General features: G+C 66.6%; 13 protein-coding genes. 10 read left to right on the top strand and 3 right to left on the bottom strand.

Going from position 1 to position 25,015, the window contains the following annotated elements; all coding sequences use genetic code 11:
- Positions 1-34 precede the first annotated feature (34 nt).
- Positions 35-1,882, bottom strand: a complete 1,848-nt coding sequence (locus tag FHY19_RS05005) for an assimilatory sulfite reductase (NADPH) flavoprotein subunit (protein ID WP_259162500.1) — start codon at positions 1,880-1,882, stop codon at positions 35-37.
- A gap of 179 nt (positions 1,883-2,061) precedes the next feature.
- Between FHY19_RS05005 and cysD the strand changes: the two genes are divergently transcribed.
- From cysD to FHY19_RS04960, 9 genes are all read left to right on the top strand, one after another.
- Entirely contained in the window at positions 2,062-2,970 is a 909-nt protein-coding gene (cysD, locus tag FHY19_RS05000) for a sulfate adenylyltransferase subunit CysD (RefSeq protein WP_259162492.1), read from the top strand.
- Complete coding sequence (gene cysN, locus FHY19_RS04995; RefSeq protein WP_259162485.1) at positions 2,970-4,946, top strand: sulfate adenylyltransferase subunit CysN; 1,977 nt, start codon at positions 2,970-2,972, stop codon at positions 4,944-4,946. Before cysD ends, cysN begins: the two co-directional genes overlap by 1 nt.
- Before the next feature lie 252 nt (positions 4,947-5,198).
- On the top strand, positions 5,199-6,269 hold the full coding sequence (locus tag FHY19_RS04990) for an efflux RND transporter periplasmic adaptor subunit (protein ID WP_259162478.1): 1,071 nt from the start codon (positions 5,199-5,201) through the stop codon (positions 6,267-6,269).
- Positions 6,266-9,391 (top strand): efflux RND transporter permease subunit, encoded by a 3,126-nt coding sequence (locus tag FHY19_RS04985; RefSeq protein ID WP_259162471.1) that lies wholly within the window; start codon positions 6,266-6,268, stop codon positions 9,389-9,391. The genes FHY19_RS04990 and FHY19_RS04985 overlap by 4 nt, the downstream gene beginning before the upstream one ends.
- Before the next feature lie 268 nt (positions 9,392-9,659).
- Positions 9,660-9,965 carry a hypothetical protein gene (locus FHY19_RS04980; protein ID WP_259162466.1) on the top strand — a complete coding sequence of 102 codons (306 nt, stop codon included), beginning with the start codon at positions 9,660-9,662 and terminating at the stop codon, positions 9,963-9,965.
- A 114-nt stretch (positions 9,966-10,079) separates the two neighbouring features.
- On the top strand, positions 10,080-12,755 hold the full coding sequence (locus tag FHY19_RS04975; RefSeq protein ID WP_259162465.1) for a M1 family metallopeptidase: 2,676 nt from the start codon (positions 10,080-10,082) through the stop codon (positions 12,753-12,755).
- Between the two features lie 355 nt (positions 12,756-13,110).
- Positions 13,111-14,604, top strand: coding sequence for an alanine/glycine:cation symporter family protein (locus FHY19_RS04970; RefSeq protein WP_259162460.1), 1,494 nt, complete (start codon positions 13,111-13,113; stop codon positions 14,602-14,604).
- On the top strand, positions 14,601-15,506 hold the full coding sequence (locus FHY19_RS04965) for a TrmH family RNA methyltransferase (protein WP_259162459.1): 906 nt from the start codon (positions 14,601-14,603) through the stop codon (positions 15,504-15,506). Before FHY19_RS04970 ends, FHY19_RS04965 begins: the two co-directional genes overlap by 4 nt.
- Complete coding sequence (locus tag FHY19_RS04960; RefSeq protein ID WP_259156046.1) at positions 15,503-17,017, top strand: carboxylesterase family protein; 1,515 nt, start codon at positions 15,503-15,505, stop codon at positions 17,015-17,017. The genes FHY19_RS04965 and FHY19_RS04960 overlap by 4 nt, the downstream gene beginning before the upstream one ends.
- Before the next feature lie 277 nt (positions 17,018-17,294).
- Here the strand turns inward: FHY19_RS04960 and FHY19_RS04955 are convergent, their stop codons facing one another.
- Positions 17,295-18,788: a neprosin family prolyl endopeptidase gene (locus tag FHY19_RS04955; RefSeq protein ID WP_259156044.1), complete on the bottom strand. Its 1,494-nt coding sequence runs from the start codon at positions 18,786-18,788 to the stop codon at positions 17,295-17,297.
- Positions 18,789-19,226: 438 nt separating this feature from the next.
- The gene (locus FHY19_RS04950) at positions 19,227-21,191 is read right to left on the bottom strand and encodes a glycoside hydrolase family 97 protein (protein WP_259162457.1); all 1,965 of its coding nucleotides are present in this window, start codon (positions 21,189-21,191) and stop codon (positions 19,227-19,229) included.
- 219 nt (positions 21,192-21,410) lie between these two features.
- Here FHY19_RS04950 and FHY19_RS04945 point away from each other — a divergent pair, with 219 nt between their 5' ends.
- Entirely contained in the window at positions 21,411-24,878 is a 3,468-nt protein-coding gene (locus FHY19_RS04945; RefSeq protein WP_259162449.1) for a LamG-like jellyroll fold domain-containing protein, read from the top strand.
- Positions 24,879-25,015: the final 137 nt, after the last annotated feature.

Below are 25,015 nucleotides of genomic sequence, written 5' to 3'. Positions count from 1 at the left end.
CCGATTCCCGATTTCCCACTCCCGATTCCCGGCATTAATAGACATCGCGCGCATAGCGTCCCTCCACCTGCAGCTGTGTGAGATACGCGGCGGCGTCTTCGGCGCTGCGGGCGCCGTGGGTGGTCACAATGTCCAGCAAGGCAGCGTGCACGTCCTTGCCCATGCCGATGGCGCCGCAGACATAGACGTGCGCGCCGCCCTGTAGCCACGCGTATACCTCGGCGCCGCGCGCGCGCAGGCGATGCTGCACGTAGATTTTTTCGGCTTGGTCGCGCGAGAACGCCAGATCCAAGGCATGCAGTTCGCCGCGCTGCAAGGCCTGCTGCCATTCGGCCTGATACAGGAAATCGGTATTGAAATGCTGGGCGCCGAAGAACAGCCAGTTACGGCCCTTGGCGCCGGTTTCGGCGCGTTCCTGCACAAAGCCGCGGAACGGCGCCACGCCGGTGCCCGGGCCGATCATCAGGATGTCGCGGTCGGCGTCGGCCGGCACGCGGAAGCGTGTGTTGGGTTCGATGTAGACCGGGGCGGTATCGCCTTCGGCGAGTGCGGCGAGAAAGCCGCTGGCCGACCCAAGGTGCGCATGCCCGTGCGCCTGGTAATTGAGTTCATCCACCGCCAGGTGCACCTCATCGCCCACGCGCTTGCGGCTGGAGGCGATCGAGTACAGCCGCGGGGTGAGTGGACGCAGGGTGTCCAGCAGGCTGGCGTGGTCCCAATCCGCCGGCCAGCGTCGCAGCACGTCGATCACTTGATGATCGGAGAGCAACGACGCCAGGCCGGCAGTCTGGGTAGGGGTGAGCAGCGCCTGCAGTTCGTCTGCGCGCGCGCGCTCGGCATGGGCGGTCAGAAACGGCCGCGACAGCTTGGTCAGTTCGCGCCGGGTCGCCAGCCACTCGTTCAAGGCCAGAGTCTGGTCGCCGACAGTGACGGCGGCATGACCATCCAGTCGCAAGGTCTGCAGCACCGCATCCACCAATGCCGGCGGATTGCGATGGACGATGCCCAGCGCATCGCCGGGCTCGTAACTCAGGCCGCTGCCTTCCAACGAAAATTCCAGGTGCCGCACGCGCTTGCCGGGCTGCGCATAGACGCGAAAGCCCGGGCCCTTGAAGTCGCGCCCGCTGATGATCTGGTTGGCCAGCAGCTCGGCGGCAAACGGGTGCTGGTGCGACCACGCCGGCGCAACCGGGTTGCTGCGCAATGGCGTGACCGTGGCCGAGTGCGGAGCGCTCTTGAGCAGCTCGCGCGCTTGCTTGAGCGCTTGCGCGCGCCACGGGTCGGCGATGCTGTCGATGTCCAGGTCGGCTTCGCCGCGCGGCTGCACTCGGCTGGCACCGAGCTCGGCCAGACGGTCGTCGATGCGCCGCGCGATGCCGCAGAACTGCGCATAGCTGGAATCGCCCAGGCCCAGGACCGCGTACCTGAGCTCGGGCAGCTTGGGCGCGCGGCGGCCGGCCAGGAATTCGACCAGGCCGATCGCATCGTCCGGCGGGTCGCCTTCGCCCTGGGTGCTGATCACCACGTACAACAGGCGTTCGCTGGCGAGCTCGCGGGTGGGGTAGGCGTCGGCGCGCAGCAAGCGCACGCTCAGCCCGGCGGCCTCGGCATCGGCGGCCAGTTGTTCGGCCTGGCGGCGCGCGTTGCCGGTCTGGCTGCCGTACACCACGGTCAGCCGCTGGCTGTCCTGCGCGGCCGCCTGCGGTTGCCCGCCCGGCAGGACCGCCAGCGACCGTGGCGGTTGGCCCTGCGCCAGCCCGGCGGTATAGCCGGACAGCCACCACAGCGAGGCGGTATCCAGGCCGTCGACCAACCGTTCCAGCAGCGCCTTGCGCTCGTCGGGCAAGGGGCTGGGCGGTAGCGCGGAACTGGCGGCGGTCATTCGGATCCAGGAGCGGCGATTGGATGAACGATGTTAGGGAAGCGTTCGCCCGTCCAGAAAGGATCACCGGTTATCGCGTTATGCCGGCCGCTTATTTCAGGCAGACATCTGCCCGCCACACACTGCGCTGCCTTGGCCTACCATCGGCTGGTCTTGCCTGCCGCCGCCCCGACACCCTGATGACCCTGCCACCGCTGTCACACCTGGACCGGCTCGAAGCCGAAAGCATCCACATCCTGCGCGAGGTCGCCGCCGAGTTCCGGGCCCCGGTGATGCTGTATTCGGTCGGCAAGGACAGCTCGGTGCTGCTGCATCTGCTGCTCAAGGCCTTTGCGCCGTCGCAGCCGCCGATCCCGCTGCTGCACGTGGACACGCGCTGGAAGTTCGGCGAGATGATCGCCTTTCGCGATCGCCGTGCGGCCGAGACCGGCGTGGACCTGCGCGTGCACATCAACCCCGACGGCGTCGCGCAGGACATCGGCCCGATCAGCCATGGCGCGGCGGTGCATACCGACATCATGAAGACCCAGGGCCTGAAGCAGGCGCTGGAGCAGGGCGGATTCGATGCGGCGATCGGCGGGGCGCGCCGCGACGAGGAGAAATCGCGTGCCAAGGAGCGCGTGTTCTCGTTCCGCAATGCGCGTCATCGCTGGGATCCCAAGAATCAGCGCCCGGAGCTGTGGAATCTCTACAACGCGCGCACCAAGCCCGGCGAGAGCGTGCGCGTGTTTCCGCTCTCCAACTGGACCGAGCTGGATATCTGGCTATACATCTATCGCGAAAAGATCCCGGTGGTGCCGCTGTATTTCGCCGCAACGCGGCCGGTGGTGGAGCGCGATGGCGCCTGGATCATGGTCGACGACGAGCGCCTGCCGCTGCAGCCCGGCGAAATCCCGCAGCTGCGCTCGGTGCGCTTCCGCACGCTGGGCTGCTATCCGCTCACCGGCGCGATCGAATCGACTGCAGACACGCTGGAAGCGGTGATCGCCGAAATGCTGGTCAGCACCAGCTCCGAACGCCAGGGCCGCATGATCGATCATGCGCCGGGTGCGTCGATGGAACAGAAAAAGCTTGAGGGGTATTTTTGATGGGCCGTGAATCGGGAGTCGGGAATGGGGAATCGGAACAGCAGTTCGCTGCGTCTGAATCGTTCGATGATGCCGCTTTTGCCATTCCCGATTCCCGATTACCGATTACCGGCGCCATCGGCGCCTACCTGCATCAACACGAATCCAAGCCGCTGCTGCGCTTCATCACCTGCGGCAGCGTGGACGATGGCAAGAGCACCTTGATCGGGCGCCTGCTGTACGACAGCAAGCGTTTGTTCGACGATCAACTGGCAGCGCTGGAAAGCGATAGCCGCCGGCATGGCACGCAGGGCGAGGGCATCGATTACGCGTTGCTGATGGACGGATTGGCTGCCGAGCGCGAGCAGGGCATCACCATCGATGTGGCGTATCGCTACTTCGATACCGACCGACGCAAGTTCATCGTCGCCGACTGCCCCGGCCACGAGCAATACACACGCAACATGGCCACCGGCGCGTCCACCGCCGATGTGGCGGTGGTGCTGGTGGATGCGCGCAAGGGCTTGCTGGCGCAGACGCGCCGGCACAGCTATATCGTGTCGTTGCTGGGCATCGGCCACGTGGTGCTGGCGGTCAACAAGATGGATCTGGTGGACTACGACGCCGACGTCTTCACCGCCATCGCCGAGGGCTACTGCGCGCTGGCCACGCAGTTGGGCATTGCTGATGTGCAGTGCATTCCGTTGTCGGCACTGGCTGGCGACAACCTGTCCAGCGCTTCCACCCGCATGCCGTGGTACAGCGGGCCGCATCTGCTGCAGCATCTGGACAGCGTGCAGCTGGAGCCGCCTGAGACCGGCAGCGGGCTGCGCTTGCCGGTGCAATGGGTCAATCGCCCCAATGCGCAGTTCCGCGGCTATGCCGGCACGATTGCCGCCGGCCAGGTGCGGGTGGGCGATGCCGTGGTGGTGGTGCCCTCCGGGCGCCGTACCCAGGTGGCATCGGTGCTGGATGCCAATGGCGAGGTGGACAGTGCGCGCTCCGGTCAGGCGGTCACGCTGACCTTGCGCGATGAGATCGATATCAGCCGCGGCGACATCATCGCCGCCATCGACGACCCGCCGGAAGTGGCCGACCAGTTCGCCGCGCATCTGCTGTGGATGGATGATGCCGCCTTGCTGCCGGGCCGCCCGTACTGGCTCAAGATCGGCAGCCGTACGGTCACCGTGAGCATCAGCGAGATCAAGCACAAGGTCGATGTGAACACGCAGGAGCGGCTGGCCGCCAAGCGGCTGGAGCTCAATGAGGTGGGCTACTGCAATCTGGCACTGGACGAGCCGATCGCGTTCTCGCCGTACGCGCGCAACCGCGTGCTGGGCGGTTTCATCCTGATCGACCGCCAGAGCAATGCCACCGTAGCGGCCGGTACGCTGGAGTTCGCGCTACGCCGCGCCGGCAACGTGCACTGGCAGCACCTGGACGTGGATCGCGCCGCGCGTGCGCGCATCAAGGGCCAGGCGCCGCGCGTGTTGTGGTTCACTGGCTTGTCGGGCGCGGGCAAATCCACGGTCGCCAACCTGGTCGACAAGCGGCTGCATGCGCTGGGCTACCACACCTTCATCCTGGACGGCGACAACGTGCGCCATGGGCTCAACCGCGATCTGGGCTTCACCGACGAAGACCGCGTGGAAAACATCCGCCGCGTGGCCGAGGTGGCGCGCCTGATGGCCGACGCCGGCCTGATCGTGCTGGTCAGTTTCATCTCGCCGTTCCGCGCCGAGCGGCAACTGGCGCGCGAGCGGTTCGATGCGGGCGAGTTCGTCGAGGTGTTTGTGGATGTGCCGCTGGAGGTGGCAGAAGCGCGCGACGTGAAGGGGCTGTACCGCAAGGCGCGGGCCGGGCAGATTCCCAACTTCACCGGTATCGACTCGCCGTACGAGGCGCCCGAGACACCGGAGATCCATCTTCACGCCGATGGTGAGAATGTAGAGGCGCTGGCGCGCCACGTGCTCGAGTTTCTGGGGCTGGAGCGCTGAGCGCAGCCTTCAGGACGTTGCATCCAGTATCCCGCGCGTTGTGCGCGGCGTCAGACCCAACCATGGCACGACTGCGCGGGTCTGCGCCTCAGGGCTTGCCGGGGTACCGGATTGCAGCATCGAGGGCGCGCCGACCAGCGCATCGTGACCCGGACGGCAAGGGTCTTTGGTCATGGTGCAAAGCGCGCCCTTTCTGTCAACGCATGGCGGCGAGGTCGGTAAACTTTCGCGGTACCCCGCCAGGATGTTCTGATGCTTGTTCTGCCCAGCGCGCGCAGTTGCGCCGCGCTCTTGTTGGCCGTGTGGCTGTCCGGTTGTGCCCGTCAGGCCAGTGCGCCGGCCGCTGCCAAGCCCATCCCGGTGGTCGTGCAGCCGGTGGCGGTGCAGCCCTGGAACTCCACCGTGCAATCGATCGCCACCGTGCGTGCGCGCGAATCGGTCGCGCTCACTGCGGCGGTCAGCGATGTGGTCGAGCAGGTGTATTTCGACAGCGGCGACGAGGTCAAGGCCGGGCAGTTGCTGCTGCGGCTGCGCGGCAATTCGCAGCAGGCCGCGCTGACCGCCGCGCAGGCCACCTTCGAGGAAACCGACCAGCTGTATCGCCGCCAGTTGGGCCTGGTTGGCCAGCAACTGGTGGCCAAGTCCACCGTCGACACCCAGCGTGCGCTGCGCGATGCGGCGCAGGCGCGCGTGCAGCAGATGCGCGCGGAAATCACCGACCGCGAGGTGCGTGCGCCGTTTTCCGGTGTGCTGGGCATCCGCCAGATCAGTCCGGGGTCGTTGATCACCTCCAGCACCGTGATCGCCACGCTGGACGATGTGGCGCGCATGTACGTGGATTTTCAGGTGCCGGAATCGCAGTTCGGCCTGGTGCAGCTCGGCAATGCCGTCAATGGCACCGCGGCGGCGTATCCGGGTGCGCGTTTCGATGGCGTGGTCGCCGCGATCGACTCGCGCATCGACGAGACCACCCGCTCGGTGACGGTGCGTGCGGACTTCCCCAACGACGACCGTCGCCTGCGCCCGGGCATGCTGCTGGATGTGCGGCTGTTGCAGCCGGCGCGGCAGGCGCTGGTGATCCCGGAGATTGCGGTGGTGCAGGTGGGGCGCGAGTCGTACGTGTTCCGGGTCAAATCCGACAGCAGCGTGGAACGCGCCGATGTGCGCCTGGGTGAGCGGCGCGACGGCAAGGTGGAGGTGCTGGAGGGTGTCAAGGCCGGTGAGCGCATCGTGGTGGACGGCACCGGCAAACTGCGTCCGGGCCTGAAGGTGGTGGACCAGGCCGCGCCCGCGTCGACGCGCTCGCAGGCAGCGGCACAATGAAGCTCTCCGACCTGTCCATTACCCGCCCGGTGATGGCGGTGGTGATGAGCCTGTTGCTGATCGTGCTGGGGGTGATGTCGTTCACCCGCCTTACCCTGCGCGAACTGCCGGCGATCGACCCGCCCATCGTCTCGGTGGACGTGGAGTACACCGGCGCGTCGGCCGCGGTGGTGGAAAGCCGCATCACCCAGGTGCTGGAAGATGCGCTGGCCGGCATCGAGGGCATCGAGACCATCGAGGCGCGCAGCCGTAACGGTTCGTCGGACATCAGCATCGAGTTCGTGCAGTCGCGCGATGTGGAAGCGGCCGCCAACGACGTGCGCGACGCGGTCAGTCGTGTCTCCGACCGCATGCCGGACCAGGCGCGCCCGCCGGAGATTTCCAAGGTCGAAGCCGACGCCGACCCCATCCTGTGGCTCAACATGAGCTCCAGCACGATGGACACGCTGCAGCTGTCCGACTACGCCGAGCGCTACGTGGTGGATCGCTTCTCCAGCCTGGACGGCGTGGCGCAGGTGCGTATCGGCGGGCGCCAGCGCTATGCGATGCGCATCTGGCTGGACCGCGATCAACTGGCCGCGCGCGAGCTCACCGTGGCCGATGTGGAAGCGGCGCTGCAGAACGAGAACGTGGAGTTGCCGGCCGGCAGCATCGAATCGGCGCAGCGCGACTTCACCCTGCGTGTGGAACGCAGCTACCTCAAGCCGGAAGACTTCGCCAAGTTGCCGTTGAGCAAGGGCGAGGGCGGCTATGTGGTGCGGTTGGGCGATGTGGCCAAGGTGGAGCTGACCTCGGCCGAGCGGCGCGCGTATTTCCAGAGCAACGGCGTGCCCAACGTGGGCCTGGGCATCGTGCGCAACTCCACCGCCAATGCGCTGGACGTGGCGCGCGAGGCGCGCGCGCAGGCCGAGGAAGTGCAGAAGTCGCTGCCGCAGGGTACCAACATCTTCGTCGCCTTCGACACCACCACCTTCATCGATGCGGCGGTGGAGCGCGTGTACCACACGCTGGTCGAAGCGGTGGTGCTGGTGCTGGTGGTGATCTGGGTGTTTCTGGGCAGCGCACGCGCTGCGCTGATTCCGGCGGTCACCGTGCCGGTGTGTCTGATCGCCGCGTTCATCGCGCTGTACGCGTTCGATTTTTCGATCAATCTGCTGACCTTGCTGGCGCTGGTGCTGTGTATCGGCCTGGTGGTGGACGATGCCATCGTGGTGGTGGAAAACATCCAGCGCCGCATCGATCTGGGCGAACCGCCGCTGGTGGCTGCAAAGCGCGGTACCGGCCAGGTGGCCTTCGCGGTGATCGCGACCACGGCCGTCTTGGTGGCGGTGTTTTTGCCGGTGGGGTTTCTGGAAGGCAATACCGGGCGTTTGTTCCGCGAGTTGGCGGTGGCACTGGCCGCGGCGGTGGCGATCTCGGCATTCGTGGCGCTGACGCTGACGCCGATGATGTCGTCCAAGCTGCTGCGCTCGCACAGCCAGGCCAAACCCAATCGCTTCCATCGGTGGTTTGACGGGCGCATGCAGGCGGTGTCCGGCGCGTACGGGCGCTCGCTGGAGCGTCACGTGCACCGAACCTGGATCTTCGCGCTGCTCATGCTGCTGGCCTTGGGCGCCAGCGCCTGGTTGATGGGCCGCATTCCCTCCGAGCTGGCGCCGGCGGAAGATCGTGGCAATTTCCAGATCATGATCGACGGGCCCGAAGGCGCCGGCTTCGATTACACCGTCGGGCAGATGCATCAGGTCGAAGACATCCTGCGCCCGTACGTGGGGCCGGACAAACCGATCGTGCGTGCCAACCCGCGCGTGCCCGGCGGCTTTGGCAGCAGCGAGGAAATGCACACCGGCCGGGTCAGCGTGTTTTTGCAGGATTGGGAAAAGCGCTCCCGACCGACCACCGAAGTGGCCGACGAACTGCAGCAGAAACTCAACGTGCTCAGCGGCGTGCGTGCGCGCACGCAGGTGAGCGGCGGGCTGGTGCGTAGCCGCGGCCAACCGTTCCAGCTGGTGCTCGGTGGCCCGGACTATGCCGAGATCGCGCAGTGGCGCGACCGCATCCTGCAGCGCATGGAAGCCAATCCCGGCCTGGTCGGCCCGGATTCGGATTACAAGGAAACCCGGCCGCAGATGCGCGTCAACATCGACCGCCTGCGCGCGGCCGATCTGGGGGTGCCGGTGACCGCCATCGGTGGCGCGCTGGAAGCGATGATGGGCTCGCGCCGCGTCACCACGTTCGTGGACAACGGCGAGGAATACGACGTGATGCTGCAGGCCGGGCGCGAAGGCCGCATGGCGCCGGAAGACCTCACTGCCATCCGCGTGCGCTCCACGCGTGGCGAGCTGATTCCGCTGTCCAATCTGGTGAGCTTGAGCGAAGTGGCCGAAGCCGGCACCTTGAACCGCTTCAATCGCCTGCGCGCGATCACCATCACCGCCGGCCTGGCGCCGGGCTACCCGTTGGGCGATGCCATCGCCTGGGCGCAGCAGACCGCGCAGGAAGAATTGCCCGAATACGCGCAGCTGGACTGGAAGGGCGAATCGCGCGAATACCAGCAATCCGGCAGCGCGGTGCTGCTGACCTTCGGCATGGCCTTGCTGGTGGTGTACCTGGTGCTGGCCGCGCAGTTCGAAAGCTTCGCCCATCCGCTGGTGATCATGCTCACCGTGCCGCTGGCGGTGCTGGGCGCGCTGGTCGGCTTGTGGGTCACCGGCGGCACGCTCAACCTGTTCAGTCAGATCGGCATCGTGATGCTGGTGGGCCTGGCGGCCAAGAACGGCATCCTGATCGTGGAGTTCGCCAATCAGTTGCGCGACGAAGGCCGCAGCGTGCACCAGGCCATCGTCGAATCGGCCTCGGTGCGTCTGCGCCCGATCCTGATGACCTCGATCGCCACGGTGGTCGGTGCGATTCCGCTGGTGGTGGCCGGCGGGCCCGGCTCGGCCAGTCGCGCCACCATCGGTGTGGTGGTGATCTTCGGCGTGTCGCTGTCCACGCTGTTGTCGCTGTACGTGGTGCCGGCGTTCTACAGCCTGATCGCGCCTTTCACCAAGTCGCCCGAAGCGGTGGCGCGCGAGCTGGAAACCCTGGAGGCGCAGACGCCTTCGGTAGGTGGTCACGCCTGAGTGAGACCGGCAGCGGTGCGCTGCTGCCGGTTGTCGACAACGCGGGGATGGCGTTGATCGCTGCGTTTGCATTTGGCTGCACCGCAAACAAAACCCAAACATCCGGGCGCAGGCTGTGCCCATCGAGCGCGTCAGTTCCAGGCCAGCGTCATCGATGCGATGACGCGGCGCAGCCCGGTATCGCCTTGCCGGGAGCGTCTTGGCCACTGCCTGCAACGCTGCCGCGTGATCGAGTCAGATGGCGCAATCCAGCCCAGGAGTGCATGCGATGCAGACGCTGCCTTTCATCGATGCCGATCCGTCCACGCTGCGCATGCGGTGTCCGCATTGCGCTGCATCGCGCGCTGGCGATGTCGCTGCACGCTCGGCAGGCGCTACGACGCCGGGCACAGCGCAACCGCCTGATGCCGCTGCGGCAGCGCCTGCGCAAACAGGCATGCACCGGCAGCGCTCGATCGAACCAGCACGCGGCGCAGCGCCGCTGCGGTGTCCGATCCTGCGTGCAGCCCTGCTCGGGAGCATTGCGCTGGTGCTGCTGGTGGTGGACATGGTCGTGCTGTGGCCGCTGCCGTAGCGCGCGCTGGCGGGCGGCTGCGCGCCCATCGCTTCGGCCGCGCAATGACTAAGGTCACATGACAGGCATGCCCGGCTATGGTCGACTTCGGCGGTTACCTGACCGGAATTGCCCATGCGTCGTCTTGCCTGCCTGCTTGCTCCTTCTCTCCTTGCGCTGTGCTGCGGTAGCGCACTCGCGCAGACGTCCGGCGAGCCGGTACCCAATGGTCGCCTGCCGGGTTGGGCGGTGCCCGAGCGCTACAGCCTGGCGATCAAGGTCGACCCGGAGCAGGCGCAGTTCAGTGGCCGCACCACCATCCGCGTCCAGCTCAAGCAGGCGTCCGACCATCTGTGGCTGCACGGCAAGGAGCTCAAGGTCAGCAAGGCCACGGTCAAGCCGGCCAAGGGCAAGGCGCTCAGCGCACGCTATGTCGATGCCGATGCGCAGACCGGTGTGGTGCGGCTGGATTTCGGTCGCACGCTCAAGCCGCAGACGCTCACCGTGGACATCGTCTACAGCGCGCCGCTCAATCAGCAGCTGCAGGGCCTGTATCAGGTGAAGTACCAGGGCAAGGCGTATGCGATGACGCAGATGGAGCCGATCAGTGCGCGCTACGCGTTCCCGGGTTTCGACGAGCCGGCGTTCAAGACCCCGTTCGACCTCAGCCTGACCGTGCCCGCCGACGACCAGGCGCTGGCCAACACCATCGCCACCTCGACCAAGCCGGCCGGCAAGGGCTGGAAGACGGTGAGCTTCGCCCCGACCGTGCCGCTGCCGACCTATCTGGTCGCCTACGCCGCCGGCCCTTGGGACGTGGTGGACGTGCCGGCCATGCCGGCCACCCCGCAGCGCCCCAGCCCGACCCCGTTGCGCGGCATCGCCGCCCAGGGCCAGGGCCCGCGCATCACCCCGGCGCTGGACCAGACCCCGGCGATCATCGCCGCACTGGAGGACTACTACGCCTTCGGTTATCCGTTCGACAAGCTCGATCTGGTCGCCGCCCCGGATTTCAGCGCCGGTGCGATGGAAAACCCCGGTTTTGTGACCTTCCGCGACTGGCTGCTGTTGCTGGACAAGGACTCGCCGGCCGAGAACGTGCAGCGCTCCTTCAACGTCAATGCGCATGAGCTGGCGCACCAGTGGACCGGCGACACCGTGACCATGGAATGGTGGGACGACCTGTGGCTCAACGAAGCCTTCGCCACCTGGATGCAGCAGAAAATCACCATGCAGCTGCACCCGGAATACCGCGCCAACCTGGATCGCATCGGCGGCGCACAGCACGCGATGGACAACGACAGCCTGGTCAGCGCGCGCAAGATCCGCCAGCCGATCACCGGCAACGGCGATATCGAAACCGCCTTCGACGGCATCACCTACCAGAAGGGTGCGGCGGTGCTGGCGATGTTCGAAGCCTTCGTCGGTGATGACGTGTTCCGCGAAGGCATGCGCGCCTATATCGCCAAGCACAAGTTCGGCAGCGCCACCGCCGACGATCTGGTCGATGCGATCGCCGATGCCGCCGGCAAGGGCGAAGACTTCAAGGCGGCATTCCGCAGCTTCCTGAATCAGCCGGGCGTGCCCTACCTGCAGACCCAGGTGGCACGCGAAGGCGGCAAGACCGTGGTCAAGCTGCAGCAGCAGCGGTATTTGCCGCTGGGTTCGACCGGCTCCACTGCACAACAGTGGGGCGTGCCGGTGTGCGTGAAGTACGGCAAGGGCAAGAACCAGGTCGGTACCGCCTGTCAGCTGCTGGAAGACGGCAGCGGCAGCATCGTGCTGGACGGCGCCGGCAAGAACACCTGGGTGTTTCCGAATGCGCGTGGCGCCGGCTATTACCGTTTCAGCCTGCCCAAGAAGCAGCTGGCCGCACTCGGCAAGCAGGTCGGCCAACTCGACGACAACGAACAGCTGGCCTATGCAGATGCCATCGATGCGGCCTACCGCCACGGCGATGCCGACAGCGACGCGGTGTTGATGGCGATCGAGCAGCTGGCACCGTCTGCATCGTCCGACGTCTCCACCGCGCTGGTGGATCGCTTCGTATGGATCTGGCGCTACCAGGCCACCACCGAGGCCCAGCGCGGCGGGTTGCGCAAGGCCGCCGAACAGGCCTATCTGCCGCGTCTGCGCCAGCTGGGTTACACGCGGCGTAATGGTGAATCCATCGACGACACCACGCTGCGTTCGTCGCTGGCCGGCCTGTTCGCGCTGCGCCTGCAGAACGCGGAAGTGCGCAAGGCGCTGCTCGCCCAGGGCGATGCGGTGCTGGCCGGTGGCAACGGGGCGCTGGATTTCTCTGCGGCCAACCCGGATCTGCTCGGCACCGTGCTGGCGGTCACCGCGCAGGAACGCGGCGCCCCCGCGGTGCAGACCTTGATCGAGGCCTTGCGCACCCACGCCGACCCTGCGCAGCGCAACGCCATGATCGCCGCACTGGGTGCGGTGCAGGACCCTGCGCTGCTCACCCAGGTGCGCGATTTTGCGTTGACCGACGCGATCAAGGTCGGCGAGATGAAGAGCATGCTGATGCGTGGGAACAGCTACGAGAGTTCGCACGCGTCGATGTGGCCGTGGTTCACCGCCAACTTCGACCGCATCGTGCAGCGTAGCGGGTCGTTCGACGGCGGCGGTCTGCCGGCGCTCGGCGCATCCGGCGGCTGCAGCGCAGAAGACGCCGACCGCCTGGATGCCTTCTTCCAGCCGCGCCTGGCCAAGCTCAGCGGTGCCGACCGCGGCCTGGCGCAGACCGGCGAAACCATCCGCCTGTGCGCCGCGCTCAAGCAGGCACAGGCCGCCAAGCGCTAAGCGGCCAACAACGCGACCGCGCCGCCGCGCGGTCGCGAGCGGTGCACGGACTCGGCCTGTGCCACGTGTACAGGTCGGTTTCGGGTGCACCGCCCGCATTCATCGACGATCCCTCGCGACGTGAAGCCGGTCGCGGCCAAGCTTCCGCACAACGCTGGCGTCGCTGCACAGGGCATGCGGCGCGCCGCCCCGATGCCGCATCACGGCGCACACGAGTTGCATATGGACAGCCGGCACATTGGCGCGCGTTGATGGCGCGGCGTGCCCGCACGTCGCATCGTGCGGCGCTTTCGGCCAGAATCGATCCACTCCCCACTAATGCTGGGGTTCACGATCCAGCACTCGGGGAGATTGCGTGGAAGCACTCATCAATGGCATCAACGGCATCGTCTGGAGCAAGGCACTGATCTTCATGTGCCTGGGAGCAGGCGTCTACTTCACCGTCCGCACCCGTTTCATGCAGGTACGCGGGTTCGTGGAAATGATCCGCCTCACCGTGGGCGGGCAGAAGTCCGATGCCGGGGTGTCCTCGTTCCAGGCGCTGGCGATGTCGATGGCCGGGCGTATCGGCATCGGCAACATCGCCGGCGTCGCCACCGCCATCGCTTTCGGTGGGCCGGGCGCAATCTTCTGGATGTGGGTGATGGGGTTTCTCGGTGCGTCCACGTCGTACGTGGAATCGACGCTGGCGCAGATATACAAGATCAAGGATGCCGACGGCCGCTATCGCGGCGGCCCGGCGTACTACATAGAAAAGGCGATGGGGCTGAAGTGGTACGCGCTCACCTTCGCGGTGGCCACCATCATCGCCACCGGCTTCCTGATGCCGGGCGTGCAGGCCAACGCAATCGCCGACAGCGTCATCAACGCCTGCCGGGGCACCAGCCTGTGCGGTGCGATGGACGGGCAGTGGATGGGCCTGCCGATGCGCGATGCGGCCAAGCTGGGTATCGGCATCCTGGTGGCGAGCATGCTGGCGGTGATCATCTTCGGCGGCGTCAAGCGCATCGCCAACTTCGCCGAAATCGTGGTGCCGTTCATGGCGATGGGCTACATCCTGATGGCGCTGGTCATCATGGTGCTCAACGCCGAGCGCGTGCCGGGCATGTTCGCCACCATCTTCAGCAGCGCCTTCGGCAGCCACGCCGCGTTCGGTGCCTTGCTGGGGCTGGCGGTGGAATGGGGCGTCAAACGCGGCATCTACGCCAACGAAGCCGGGCAGGGCACCGGGCCGCATGCCGCGGCAGCGGCAGAGGTGTCGCATCCGGCCAAGCAGGGCTACGTGCAGGCGTTTGCGATCTACTTCGACACCATGATGGTGTGCACCGCCACCGCATTCCTGATCCTCACCACCGGCAAGTACAACGTGTACGCGCCCGACGGCGCCAAGCCCGGCCTGTACGCCGGCCTGAGCGGGGTGGAAGAAGGCCCCGGTTATGCGCAGGCGGCGGTGGAATCGGTGCTGCCGGGCTGGGGCGCGGGCTTCGTTGCGGTGGCGTTGTTCTTCTTCGCCTTCACCACCATCATGGCCTATTACTACATGGCCGAAACCAACCTGAGCTACATCAATGGCAACCGGCGCCGGCCGCTCACCGTGCTGCTGCTGCGCCTGGGCATCCTGGGCATGGTGATCTTCGGCGCGTTCCACAATGCGCAGCTGGCCTGGGCGCTGGGCGATATCGGCGTCGGCGTCATGGCCTGGCTCAACATCATCGCCATCCTGATCCTGCACAAGCCCGCCATGCTGGCTTTGAAGGACTACGAACGGCAAAAGCGCCAGGGGCTGGATCCGGTCTTCAATCCGGTCCGGCTTGGCATCAAGAACGCGGATTTCTGGACACAACGATGAAACAACATGATGGACGTGGCGCCCGGCCGCCACGCGACACCACCGGCAGCGGCGCTGCGCCGCTCAACCCGTGGGGCCGTGCGGCACCACGCGCGCCCGCGCCGGCTGCGCCTGCGGCACGCACCGCCGCTGCCGCACCGGCCGCTGCCAACGCCAACACCGCGCGCGAGCTGCGCCTGTACGGTATCAATGCGATCCAGGCGGTGTTCAAGGCGCGCCCGCAGGCGCTGCGCAAGATCTACCTGAGCGAAGCGCGCATCCCGCAGTTCAAGGCCTTGCTGGCCTGGTGCGTGGCGCAGCGTCTGGGTTACCGCGTGGTGGAAGACGCCGACCTCACCAAGCTGGCGTCCAGCACGCATCACGAAGGCATCGTGGCAGAAGTGTTGCGGGTGCCGCCGCAGCCGCTGCAGGAGTGGCTGGCGGCATTGCCGCAAGGCCCGGTGCTGGCGCTGTGGCTGGATGGCGTGGGCAACCCGCATAACTTCGGCGCGATCTTGCGCTCGTCGGCCCACTTCGGTGTGGCGGGCCTGCTGCTGCCGGCTGGCTCCACGCTGGGCTTGTCCGGTGCTGCGGCACGCGTGGCCGAAGGCGGTGCCGAAGCCGTGCCGCTGGTGCAACTGCCGGAGACGGCACTGGCGATGACGCAATTGCGTCAGGCCGGGTTTGCGGTGGCCGCCACGCTGGTCGAGGGTGGGCAGGATGTGTTTGCCGCCGCGTTGCCGCAGCGTCTGGTGTACGTGATGGGTGCCGAAAGCGAAGGCATGGACCGCCAGTTCGCCCGCGATTGCGATCTGCAGCTCTCCATCCACGGCAGCGGCAAGGTCGAAAGCCTCAACGTGGCCTCGGCCACCGCCGTGTTCCAGGCCGCCTGGCGCGCCCGCGTCAACCCCGGAGAACTGTGATGCGCCTGTCTGCCTGTTTGCTTGCCGCCAGCTGCATGCTGAGTGGCAGCGCGTCTGCTGCCGCGGCCACCGTTGCTGCGGCGCCGCCGGAAGTGCGTACCGATCATGGCGTGGTCCGCGGGCAATGGCAGGACGACGGCAGCGCGGTATTCCGTGCCATCCCCTTCGCCGCGCCGCCGCTGGGTGCGTTGCGCTGGCGCCCACCGCAGCCGGCGACCGCATGGACGCAGGTACGCGACGCCACGCAGGCGGCCACGCCGTGCGTGCAGCCCGCGCTGGGCTGGAACGACGCGATGGCCAGGCGCGGCAGCGAAGACTGCCTCTACGTCGAAGTGCAGACACCCACGCTGCAGCCGGCAGCCCCGTTGCCGGTATTTGTGTGGATTCATGGCGGCGCCAATGTGGCTGGCGGTGCCGACGGGCATCTGCCCACCAATCTTGTCGCGCAGAACATGCTGGTGGTGACGCTGCAATACCGGCTGGGCGCGCTGGGCTTCCTGTCGCTGCCGGAGCTGCGCGATGGCGACAACGAAGCGGCCGGCAACTACGCATTGCTCGACCAGATCGCCGCATTGCGCTGGGTGCGCGACAACATCGCGCAGTTCGGCGGCGACCCTGCACGGGTCACCATCGCCGGGCAGTCGGCCGGTGGCCAGGATGTGGGCTTGCTGATGCTCAGCCCGCTTGCGCGTGGCCTGTTTTCTGCAGCGATCGAACAAAGCGGTACCGCTGGTTTCGGGCTGCCGGCGCGCAGCCTGGAAGACAATCGCGCCTTGGGCGCTGCCATCGCCAAACGCGCCGGCATCGACGATGCGGCCACCCGTCTGAGCCAGTTGCGCGCGTTGCCGGTGGAGCAGTTGCTCAAGGCCGGGCAGGGTGTGGACGTGCCGGCCCTGGACGACGACGGCTATGTCTGGTTGCAAGCCGTCGTCGATGGGCGCGTGCTGCCGCGCGCACCGGCCCAATTGCTGGCCAGTGGCGCACAGGCCAAGGTGCCGCTGTTGATCGGTTACGTGGTGCAGGAGCTCACCTACGGTGGCGAGAAGGGCGCACAGGCGCGTCTGCGTCGCGACTATCCCGATCGCGCCGAGGCCGTGTTGCAGGCGCAACGCACGCATGCGGCGCAACGGGCCGAGCGCCAGGGCGATGCAGCGATGCAGCTGTCCACCGACCTCACCTTCCGCTGCCCGGCGGTGACTGTCGCGCAGCACCAGGCCGCACTGGGCGTGCCGGTGTGGCATTACGTGTTCGACACCGCCGCGCCGGGTGGGCAAGTGACCCACAGCGCCGAGCTGCCGTTCCTGTTCAAGAACCTGCCTATCGGGCAGCCACCGGTGAGCCTGCAACGGTATTGGGCGGCCTTCGTGCAGCGTGGCAATCCCAATGCCAAGGGCTTGCCCGCGTGGCCGGCATTCGCGCCGAAACATGCCGCGCTACAGTTCGATGCGCGCGGCGTGCAGCAGATCAAGGATGCGCGCCCGGCAGTGTGCGCAGGCGTGGACTTGCCGTAAGCCGGCGCCCATTGCCACGGCGGGCAAGCGGCGTGGTGCGTCCTTGCCGGCTGTGTGAAGCCGGCAAGGACAACCAGAAGACGTGGATGCGCGTGCCGTGGTGAGGCTTTCCATTGGGCATGCCAACAAACCACTGCCTCGCTGGCTGCATGCTGACGGGGTGACTGCAGTGCCGACGTTTCAGCATCTACCGCATAACCGCATGCCGGCCCATGTCGTGGCCGCCAGGCGAATGCGCGCGCTGCAGCGGTGCGCGCGTTCGCAACGACTCAGCGACTCAGCGGGCGCAGCCCGGCCCGCCGAAGTAGATGCCGCCGCTCTGCATCTCCGGCGACAGGCTGGTGCGGGAAACGCCGGCGCCCAGTGCATACGGATAGCCGTAACCGGCGATCGCCAAGGTGTAGCACGACGGCTGCTCCACATTCAGCGATGACAACCGCTGTGCAGGCCGGGTGACCATGGTCGCATCGCGATAAAAGTGATTGGCCTGGAACGCGGCCTGCCGGTAGCCGGCCGATGCGAACCGCCCGCTGCCCATCGGTGCGCTGGGGCGACCATCCCAGGTGGAAATTTCGCCACCGGCCGAGATGAAGATGCTGGCGCTGCCATCGGCGATGTCGCCCGTATAGAGCTCGGCCTTGTAATAGCCGATCCATTCGCCATTCAAGCCGAACCACCAATAGCCGTCGGTATTGCGCTGGAATTCCACATGCAGCATGGCCTGCTTGCCGCCCGCGGTGCTGAAGCCGTCGGCTGGCGCGGCGCCGAGCACATTCGCCGTGCTGGTCTGCACGAAGTCGGCACAATCCAGGTTATGGCAACCGGTGCTGATGTAGCCATCCTGCGTGGAATAGATGAACAGGATCGGCGTGGTGCCCCAGCCTGCGCCAGGTTGGGTTTGCCAACCGGCTTCCAGGGTCTGGATCTGCCCTTGCGGGGTGTATCCCCCCAGCCAGATCTGGCTGATCGACTGCGCATCGTTGGCGCGCACGGACGGTACCCAGGTATTGAGGTCGGCACCGGCGCCGGTCACCGGCGAGCCGGCAGTGTCCAGGTAGATGGTGGAGTAGTAGTGCACCACCGACGCGGCATCCTGTGCGGCCGGCGCCAGTGCGGGGCGGTCAGGTGCGCTCGCACGCGGTGTGGTGCCGCGCAAGAACGCCTGCAGCGTTGCGTGTTGGCTCATCTCGGCCAGGCCGATGCGCTGCAACGGCACGCTGCCCGCGTCGCAGCGCTGCGCTGCGTCGAGTGAAGCGCCAGTGCTGACCCCGGCCGCAATAGTCGGTGGCAGGACAGGCACGCTGCCATCGCGCAACGCAGGCTGCTGCGCAAGCGGGATGCAGTCGAACACCTTGCCGCGCTGATGCACGCTGCGCAGCACGGTCAGGCCGTTGTAGCGATTGAACAGATACCGCTGCATCTGCGCGAAGTCCGCCGGGCCGCCGACCTTGGCGGTCACCGCGCGCGTGGCGTAGCTGAGCTGTGCCTGCGCGTCCAGGAATTGCTTGAACTCCTGCGTGACCGACGGAAATGCACGCGATACCGCAGCCGCAGTACTGCGCGGCATGCCTGCACGCGGCTCGGGCGCAACACGTGCGGAGGCGGGCGTGTGCAGCAGCGGCGGCATCAGCGCATCGATACGTTGATCATCTGCAGCCGAGGTGGAGGGCGATAGCAGCGTGCCTGCGAAACTGGCGGGTGCTGCGGTGCAAATGGCAAGCGCAGCAACGACGCGGCCGATCGACATCGGTCGCTTGGAACGTAACGTCATGGGAGTGTTTTCCTGGCGCCGGAATGAAACGGCCCCGCATGCGGCGAACCATGCAGGCCGCGCCATCACGTCGCAGGGCGAGCCGGCGGACAGCCGGCAGCGCGCACCTGCGGTGAAGGTGCGCGCATCCTAAAACGTATGCTTTGCAAAAATATCCGTATGCGTTGATTGCGTGACGCCAGGCACACGGCAAGCGCAATGCGCTAAGCGGATGTCCGCTGCACACGCGCGCCAGGCGATGTGCGGCGCGGTGCCGCTGCGCAACAGTGCCCACGATCACGCCCATGCAGCTGTAGTGTTGCTGAGATGCCGGGCTGCTATCGACCTGCCATTCGACAGGTCAAGCGCGATAGCGGGAGTGATCCCTGCACATCGCCGTCGTATCCCCATCCCCCTCTGCAGATGGCAAAGGGGCGTCCCGGGCCTGGATTACCGCGCTTATTTCTTCTGCAGCCGTACCGCCGCGCCGCCGTTTGCAGCCAGTTCCAGTTGCAGGCTGCTCTCACGGGTGAGCTTGCGGGTCTCGATGTGGACCTCGGTGGGCGCCTGGCCGTCGGCGTAGATCGTTGCGGTCCAGCTGCCCTTGCCCAGGAACGATAGCGGCAAGGTCAAGGTGCGTGGCTGCTCGTTGGTCATCGCGCCCACATACCAGTCCTTGCCGCTGCGCCGCGCCAGCGCGATGTGCTCGCCGATGGCGCCTTGCAGTGCCCGGGTTTCGTCCCAGCTTGCCGGGACATCGCGCAGGAACTGCGCTGCCGGCACGTTTTCGTATTGTTCGGGGCTGTCGGCCACCACTGCGAACGGGCTCTCGTACACCACGTACATTGCCAGCTGCTGCGCGCGTGTGGTCATCACCTGCGGTGCGATGTGCTGCATCTTGAACTCGGCCGGGCGCACATTGCGGAAGCCGCCCGGTGTGTAGTCCATCGGCCCGAGCAACATCCGCGTGAACGGCAACGTGAGGTTATGCGTGGCGGTGATGCGCGTGGTCCATTTGTTGTATTCGGCGCCGAGCACGCCTTCCTGGGTCAGATAATTGGGATAGGTGCGGGTCAGGCCGGTGGGGTGATACGCACCGTGCAGATCGACCAACAGCTTGTGTTCGGCGGCCTTGCTCAGCAGGCGATGGTAGAAGTCCACCATCTGCTGGTCGTCGCGGTCCATGAAGTCGACCTTGATGCCCTTGATGCCGAGCTGCTGATACCAGGCGAGCGCTTCGTCCATGTGCGCATCGAGCGCGCGCCAATGCGCCCACAACCACAGCCCGACATCGCGCTGCCGTGCATAGGTCACAAGGCCCGGCAGGTCGAGTTGCTCCACCGGCCGGCGGATATCGGCATCGACGTTGTACTGGCCATCGCCGGTGCTGCCGGCATACCAGCCGTCGTCGATCAACATGTACTGCAGTTTCAACTGCTGCGCGTGATCGATATAGCGCTGGATTGTGGCGGTATTCATGCCGGGATGTTCCACCCCGCCGGCCAGGCTCCCAGACCACCAGTCCCACGCCGATTTGCCCGCACGCACCCAGCTCGCATCGAAGGCCGGCGGCGGGTTGAGCGCGGAAATCAGGTTGGATTCGATCAGGCTCGCCGGGCTGTCGCCCAGCATGATCACCCGCCAGGGCGTTGCGAAATCGCGTCCCTTCGCATCGAAGCTGACCGCCAGCTTCGGCTCGTCCAGACGCGGCGACAACTTCGCCGATACGCCCAATCCGCCATCGGCGCGGCCGGTGAGATACAGGCCCGCGTAGTCGCGCAGATTCGCCTCGCCGATCGCCAGCGTGGTGCCGCGTGCGTCGGTCTGACACACCAGCGGTAACTCCAACAGATTGTGCGGGCGCAATCTGGACGCGGCGATGGCGTCGTACTCGCCCTCGTGGCTGGTTCCGAAGCGACCCAGGTTCAAGGTCCAGCATGGGTAATCGCTCGGAAACGCAAAGCTGGTGAGCTCATTGCGAATCCGTACTTCACCGGCGTCGGGCAGCACATAACGCAGTGCAACGCCGTCGTCGTAGGCGCGCAATTCCACCGTCAGGCGTCGTTGTTGCGGGTCGGACAACTGCACGCGCAATTGGCGGTAGTGGTCGCGTGCCTGACGCGTCTTGCCCACGGCCAAGGCAAACCGGCTGTCATGCGTGTCGGTCGTGCTGCCCTGCAGCGTCATCGCCTTGCCGAGCGTATTGGCGCGGCCCAGATCCAGTCCAAGCGGAGCGTCGTCGAGCACGACTTTGTTGCGATACAGCACGCGATAGGTCGGCACGCCGCCGTCGCTTAGCGTGAATTCCACCTGCGTACGTGCATCGGGCGACTGCACCTGCAAACGCTGGGCAGCTGCAGGAAGCGCGATCGCACACAGCAATGCGTACGCCGCCGGTAATGCGGAATGGATCAGGTTTCGCATGAGTCCCTCCTCCTGGGAGCGCCAACCCTAACGCAGAACGGTTGTTGTCGGTATCCACCTGGGGTAACGTTACCTCGCACCATGGCCGCTGAAACAGGGGCGGCAGCCACGGGCGGCATCATTCGAAAGCAAGCGACACCACGACTGCGAGTCGTCTTGTTGGTTGCGTGCGAGTGGTGTGCACCGTTGCTTGGCAGTAGAGCTTGGGAGAGGCCTCTAATGCTGATGGTTCGCAAGGCGTTCCGCCGTGGAGCGCTGTGGGTGGTGTGTGGTTGCATGGCCTGGGCTGCAGTGGAGGCTGCGCCCGCCGATGTGCAGTCGCCCGGTCCATACGATGTCCGCGTGCTGGCGGGCGGGATGGGGCTGGCAAAGAAGCTAGCCGCCGATGCGCCAGGGTTGGCTGCCGACGCGGACTGGAGCATCTCAGGCTGGGTGCGTCCCTCGCGTGCGAATGCCGGCCCGGCATTGATCGCCGGTCTGGGCGATCCGAAATCGGCCGGACGTTACTTCGCAATCGACAACGGCAGGCTCGCCTTCGTGCAGGGCGCAGATACGGTGTTGCGCAGCAAGCAGGCGCTGCCCGCAGGAACCTGGACGCAGGTAGCTGCAGTGGCGCGAGCGGGGCGGTTGACGCTGTACGCCAATGGCCGCCAGGTCGCCAGTGGTGCGGTCCGCCAGAGTGCGGTCGCGCCTGTGCTGATGTTCGGTCCGCGCGAGCAGCCCGCCGCCTATACGCAGCACTTCGGTGGCGAGATTGCCGGCTTTCTTGCGCATTCCGCTGCACTGGATGCGCCGGCCATCGCGCAGCTTGCGGCCAAGGCGCCGGATCAGGCCTTGCAGCGTTTTGAAGACGCCTCGCCGGCCTGGCAGGTCCAGGTCAGGCAGATGGCTGGCCAGGTCGCACCGCAGGCGCCCGCAACGCTGCCGCGCAGTGCGGCGGCCTTCTCTGCGCCGGTGGCCAAGCCGGTACAACCGACGCCCGCGTTGCAGCCGCTGGATGCTGCGGCATGGCGGGTCGGTGCGTGGGAACTGGCTGCGGCACCGGAGCTGGGGCAGGCCACGGGCGCCAGCCTGTCGCGCGGTGATGATCGCGGCGGCGCGGCCTGGCACGTGGCCACGGTGCCAGGCACGGTGCTCACCACGCTGGTCGATCGGGGCGTGTATCCGGACCCGGACATGGGTCTCAACAACATGGCCATTCCCGAGTCGCTGAGCCGGCAGGACTGGTGGTACCGCAGCCATTTCGATCTGCCTGCTGCAGCGCAGGGCAAGCGGCTGGAGCTGCTGTTCAACGGCATCAACTATGCGGGCGAGGTCTGGGTCAACGGCACCCAGGTCGGGCGTACGCGCGGTGCGTTCGCACGCGGCCGCTTCGATGTCAGCAAGCAGCTCAAGGCCGGCCGAAACATCATCGCAGTGCGTGTCTCGCCGCCGCCGCATCCCGGCATCGCGCACGAGCAATCGATGACCGCAGGCGTGGGCGAGAATGGCGGTGTGCAGGCGCTGGATGGGCCGACCTTCATCGCCAGCGAAGGCTGGGACTGGATTCCGGCGGTACGCGATCGCAACGCCGGGCTGTGGCAGGACGTGCAGTTGCACGCCACCGGGCCGCTGGCGCTTGGCGACACCCGGGTGGTGACGACGCGGCTGGCTCCGGATCACCGGCGTGCCGAGCTCGAAATCAGCGTGCCATTGCGCAACGACAGTGCCGCGGCGGTGCAGGGCACGCTGCAACTGGCCATCGGCGAGGTGCGCATCCAGCGGCAGGTCAATGTGCCGGCCGGTGGTACAACGCTCACGCTCGGCGCCGCCGACACGCCGGAACTGGCGATTGCCAATCCGCGCCTGTGGTGGCCCAACGGCTATGGCGAGCCTGCGCTATATACCTTGCAGGCCAGCGTCGAAGTGGCCGGTACGCCATCGGACACGCAGCAGCTGCGCTTCGGCATCCGCGAGGTCAGTTACGAGCTGTCGCTGTTCGACCAGGACGGTGCGCTGCGCCGCGTGCTGGTGGATTTCAACAAGGCACGTCAGCGTGGCGAACGCATTGTCGATGCCCGCCACAGTGCGATCCGCCCCGTGCCCGGCGGCGATGCGCAATCGTTCTATCCCGGCGCGCAGGCATCGCCGGCAGTCACGCCGCTCAGCGATGACGCGCTGGCGCCTTACCTGGCCATCCGCATCAATGGCGTGCGCATTGCCGTCAAGGGCGGCAACTGGGGCATGGACGACTGGCGCAAGCGTGTCTCGCGCGAGCGGCTGGAGCCGTACTTCCGCCTGCAGCGCGATGCGCATTTTAACGTGGTACGCAACTGGGTGGGGCAGAACACCGAAGCCAGCTTCTTCGAGCTGGCCGACGAATACGGCATGCTGGTCTTCAACGACTTCTGGCAGTCCACCCAGAACTACAACATGGAGCCGGCCGATGCGGCGCTGTTCCTGGACAACGCCTCCGAGGTGATCAGGCGTTTCCGCAACCACCCCTCCATCGTGCTGTGGTTCGGCCGCAACGAAGGGGTGCCCGCGCCCATCCTCAACGAAGGCCTGGATGCGCTGGTTGCCGAACTGGACGGCACGCGCTGGTACACCGGCAGTTCCAACCAGGTCAATCTGCAGGGCAGCGGCCCGTACAACTACCGCGAGCCGGTGGCCTACTTCAATGCGTTGGCGCAGGGCTTTTCGGTGGAGGTGGGCACGCCGTCGTTCTCCACGCTGGAGTCATTCAAGGCTTCGATACCTGCTGCTGGCGATCAGTGGCCGATCGGCGATGCCTGGGCCTATCACGACTGGCACCAGTCCGGTAACGGCGACACCGCCAGCTTCATGCGTTCGCTCACCGACAAGCTGGGTGCGCCCACCAGCCTGGAAGATTTCGAGCGCAAGGCGCAGTTGCTCAACTACGACACCCATCGCGCCATCTTCGAAGGCTTCAACGCGCAGCTGTGGACCAAGAACAGCGGGCGCCTGCTGTGGATGAGCCATCCGGCCTGGCCCAGCAACATGTGGCAGATCTACAGCCACGACTACGACACCCACGCGGCCTACTACGGCGTGCGCAACGCGGCAGAGATGCTGCATGTGCAGATGAACCTGCCCGGCCATGAAGTGGTGGTAGTCAACAACGCCAGCGACCCGTTGCGCGGCCTGCGTGTGCGTGCAGAGATCTACGGCACCGACGGTACGTTGCTGCAGCAACGCGAACAGGCGGTGGACGCCGCGCCCGTTGCGGTCTCGGCACCGGTGCTGCAACTGGCGCCGTTGCTCAAGGACACCAACGGGCTGGGCTTTGTGCGGCTGCAGTTGCTCGATCGCGATGCGGTGGTGCGCTCGCGCAATTTCTACTGGGTGGCACGCGATGCGGCGGCCATGCGCGGCCTGGATGCGCTGGCGGCAGTGCCGGTGCAGCTCGGCACGCAGCTGCAGGACGGTGCCGAGCCGGTGCTGCGCGCCACCGTGCGCAACGCCTCGCAGCAGGTGGCGCTCAACACCAAATTGACCCTGGTGGACGCGCAAGGCCAACGCATCCTGCCGGCGTACTACAGCGACAACTATCTGAGCCTGGTGCCGGGCGAGCAGCGCGAGGTGGAAATCCGTGGACCGTCTGCGGACACGCTGCGCAACGCCACGCTGCAAGTGCGCGGCTGGAATGTCGAACCATCAACTGGCGCTGCCAACGGGCTTCCGTAGCGGCACCAGCAAGTTGCCACGTCGTGCGCTTGCACGGCGTCTGCACTGACGCACCGATCGGCGCGTCAGCCATTACTGCATTGCCCCCCGGCATTGCCATTCGAAACGGTCGTGGATTGTCGTCATCCCTGGGAGGG

Source organism: Xanthomonas sp. 4461 (assembly GCF_024806475.1).
Taxonomy (GTDB): domain Bacteria; phylum Pseudomonadota; class Gammaproteobacteria; order Xanthomonadales; family Xanthomonadaceae; genus Xanthomonas; species Xanthomonas arboricola_F.
The sequence above is the reverse complement of the archived record's forward strand: the minus strand, read 5'-3'. Positions and strand labels throughout refer to the sequence as shown.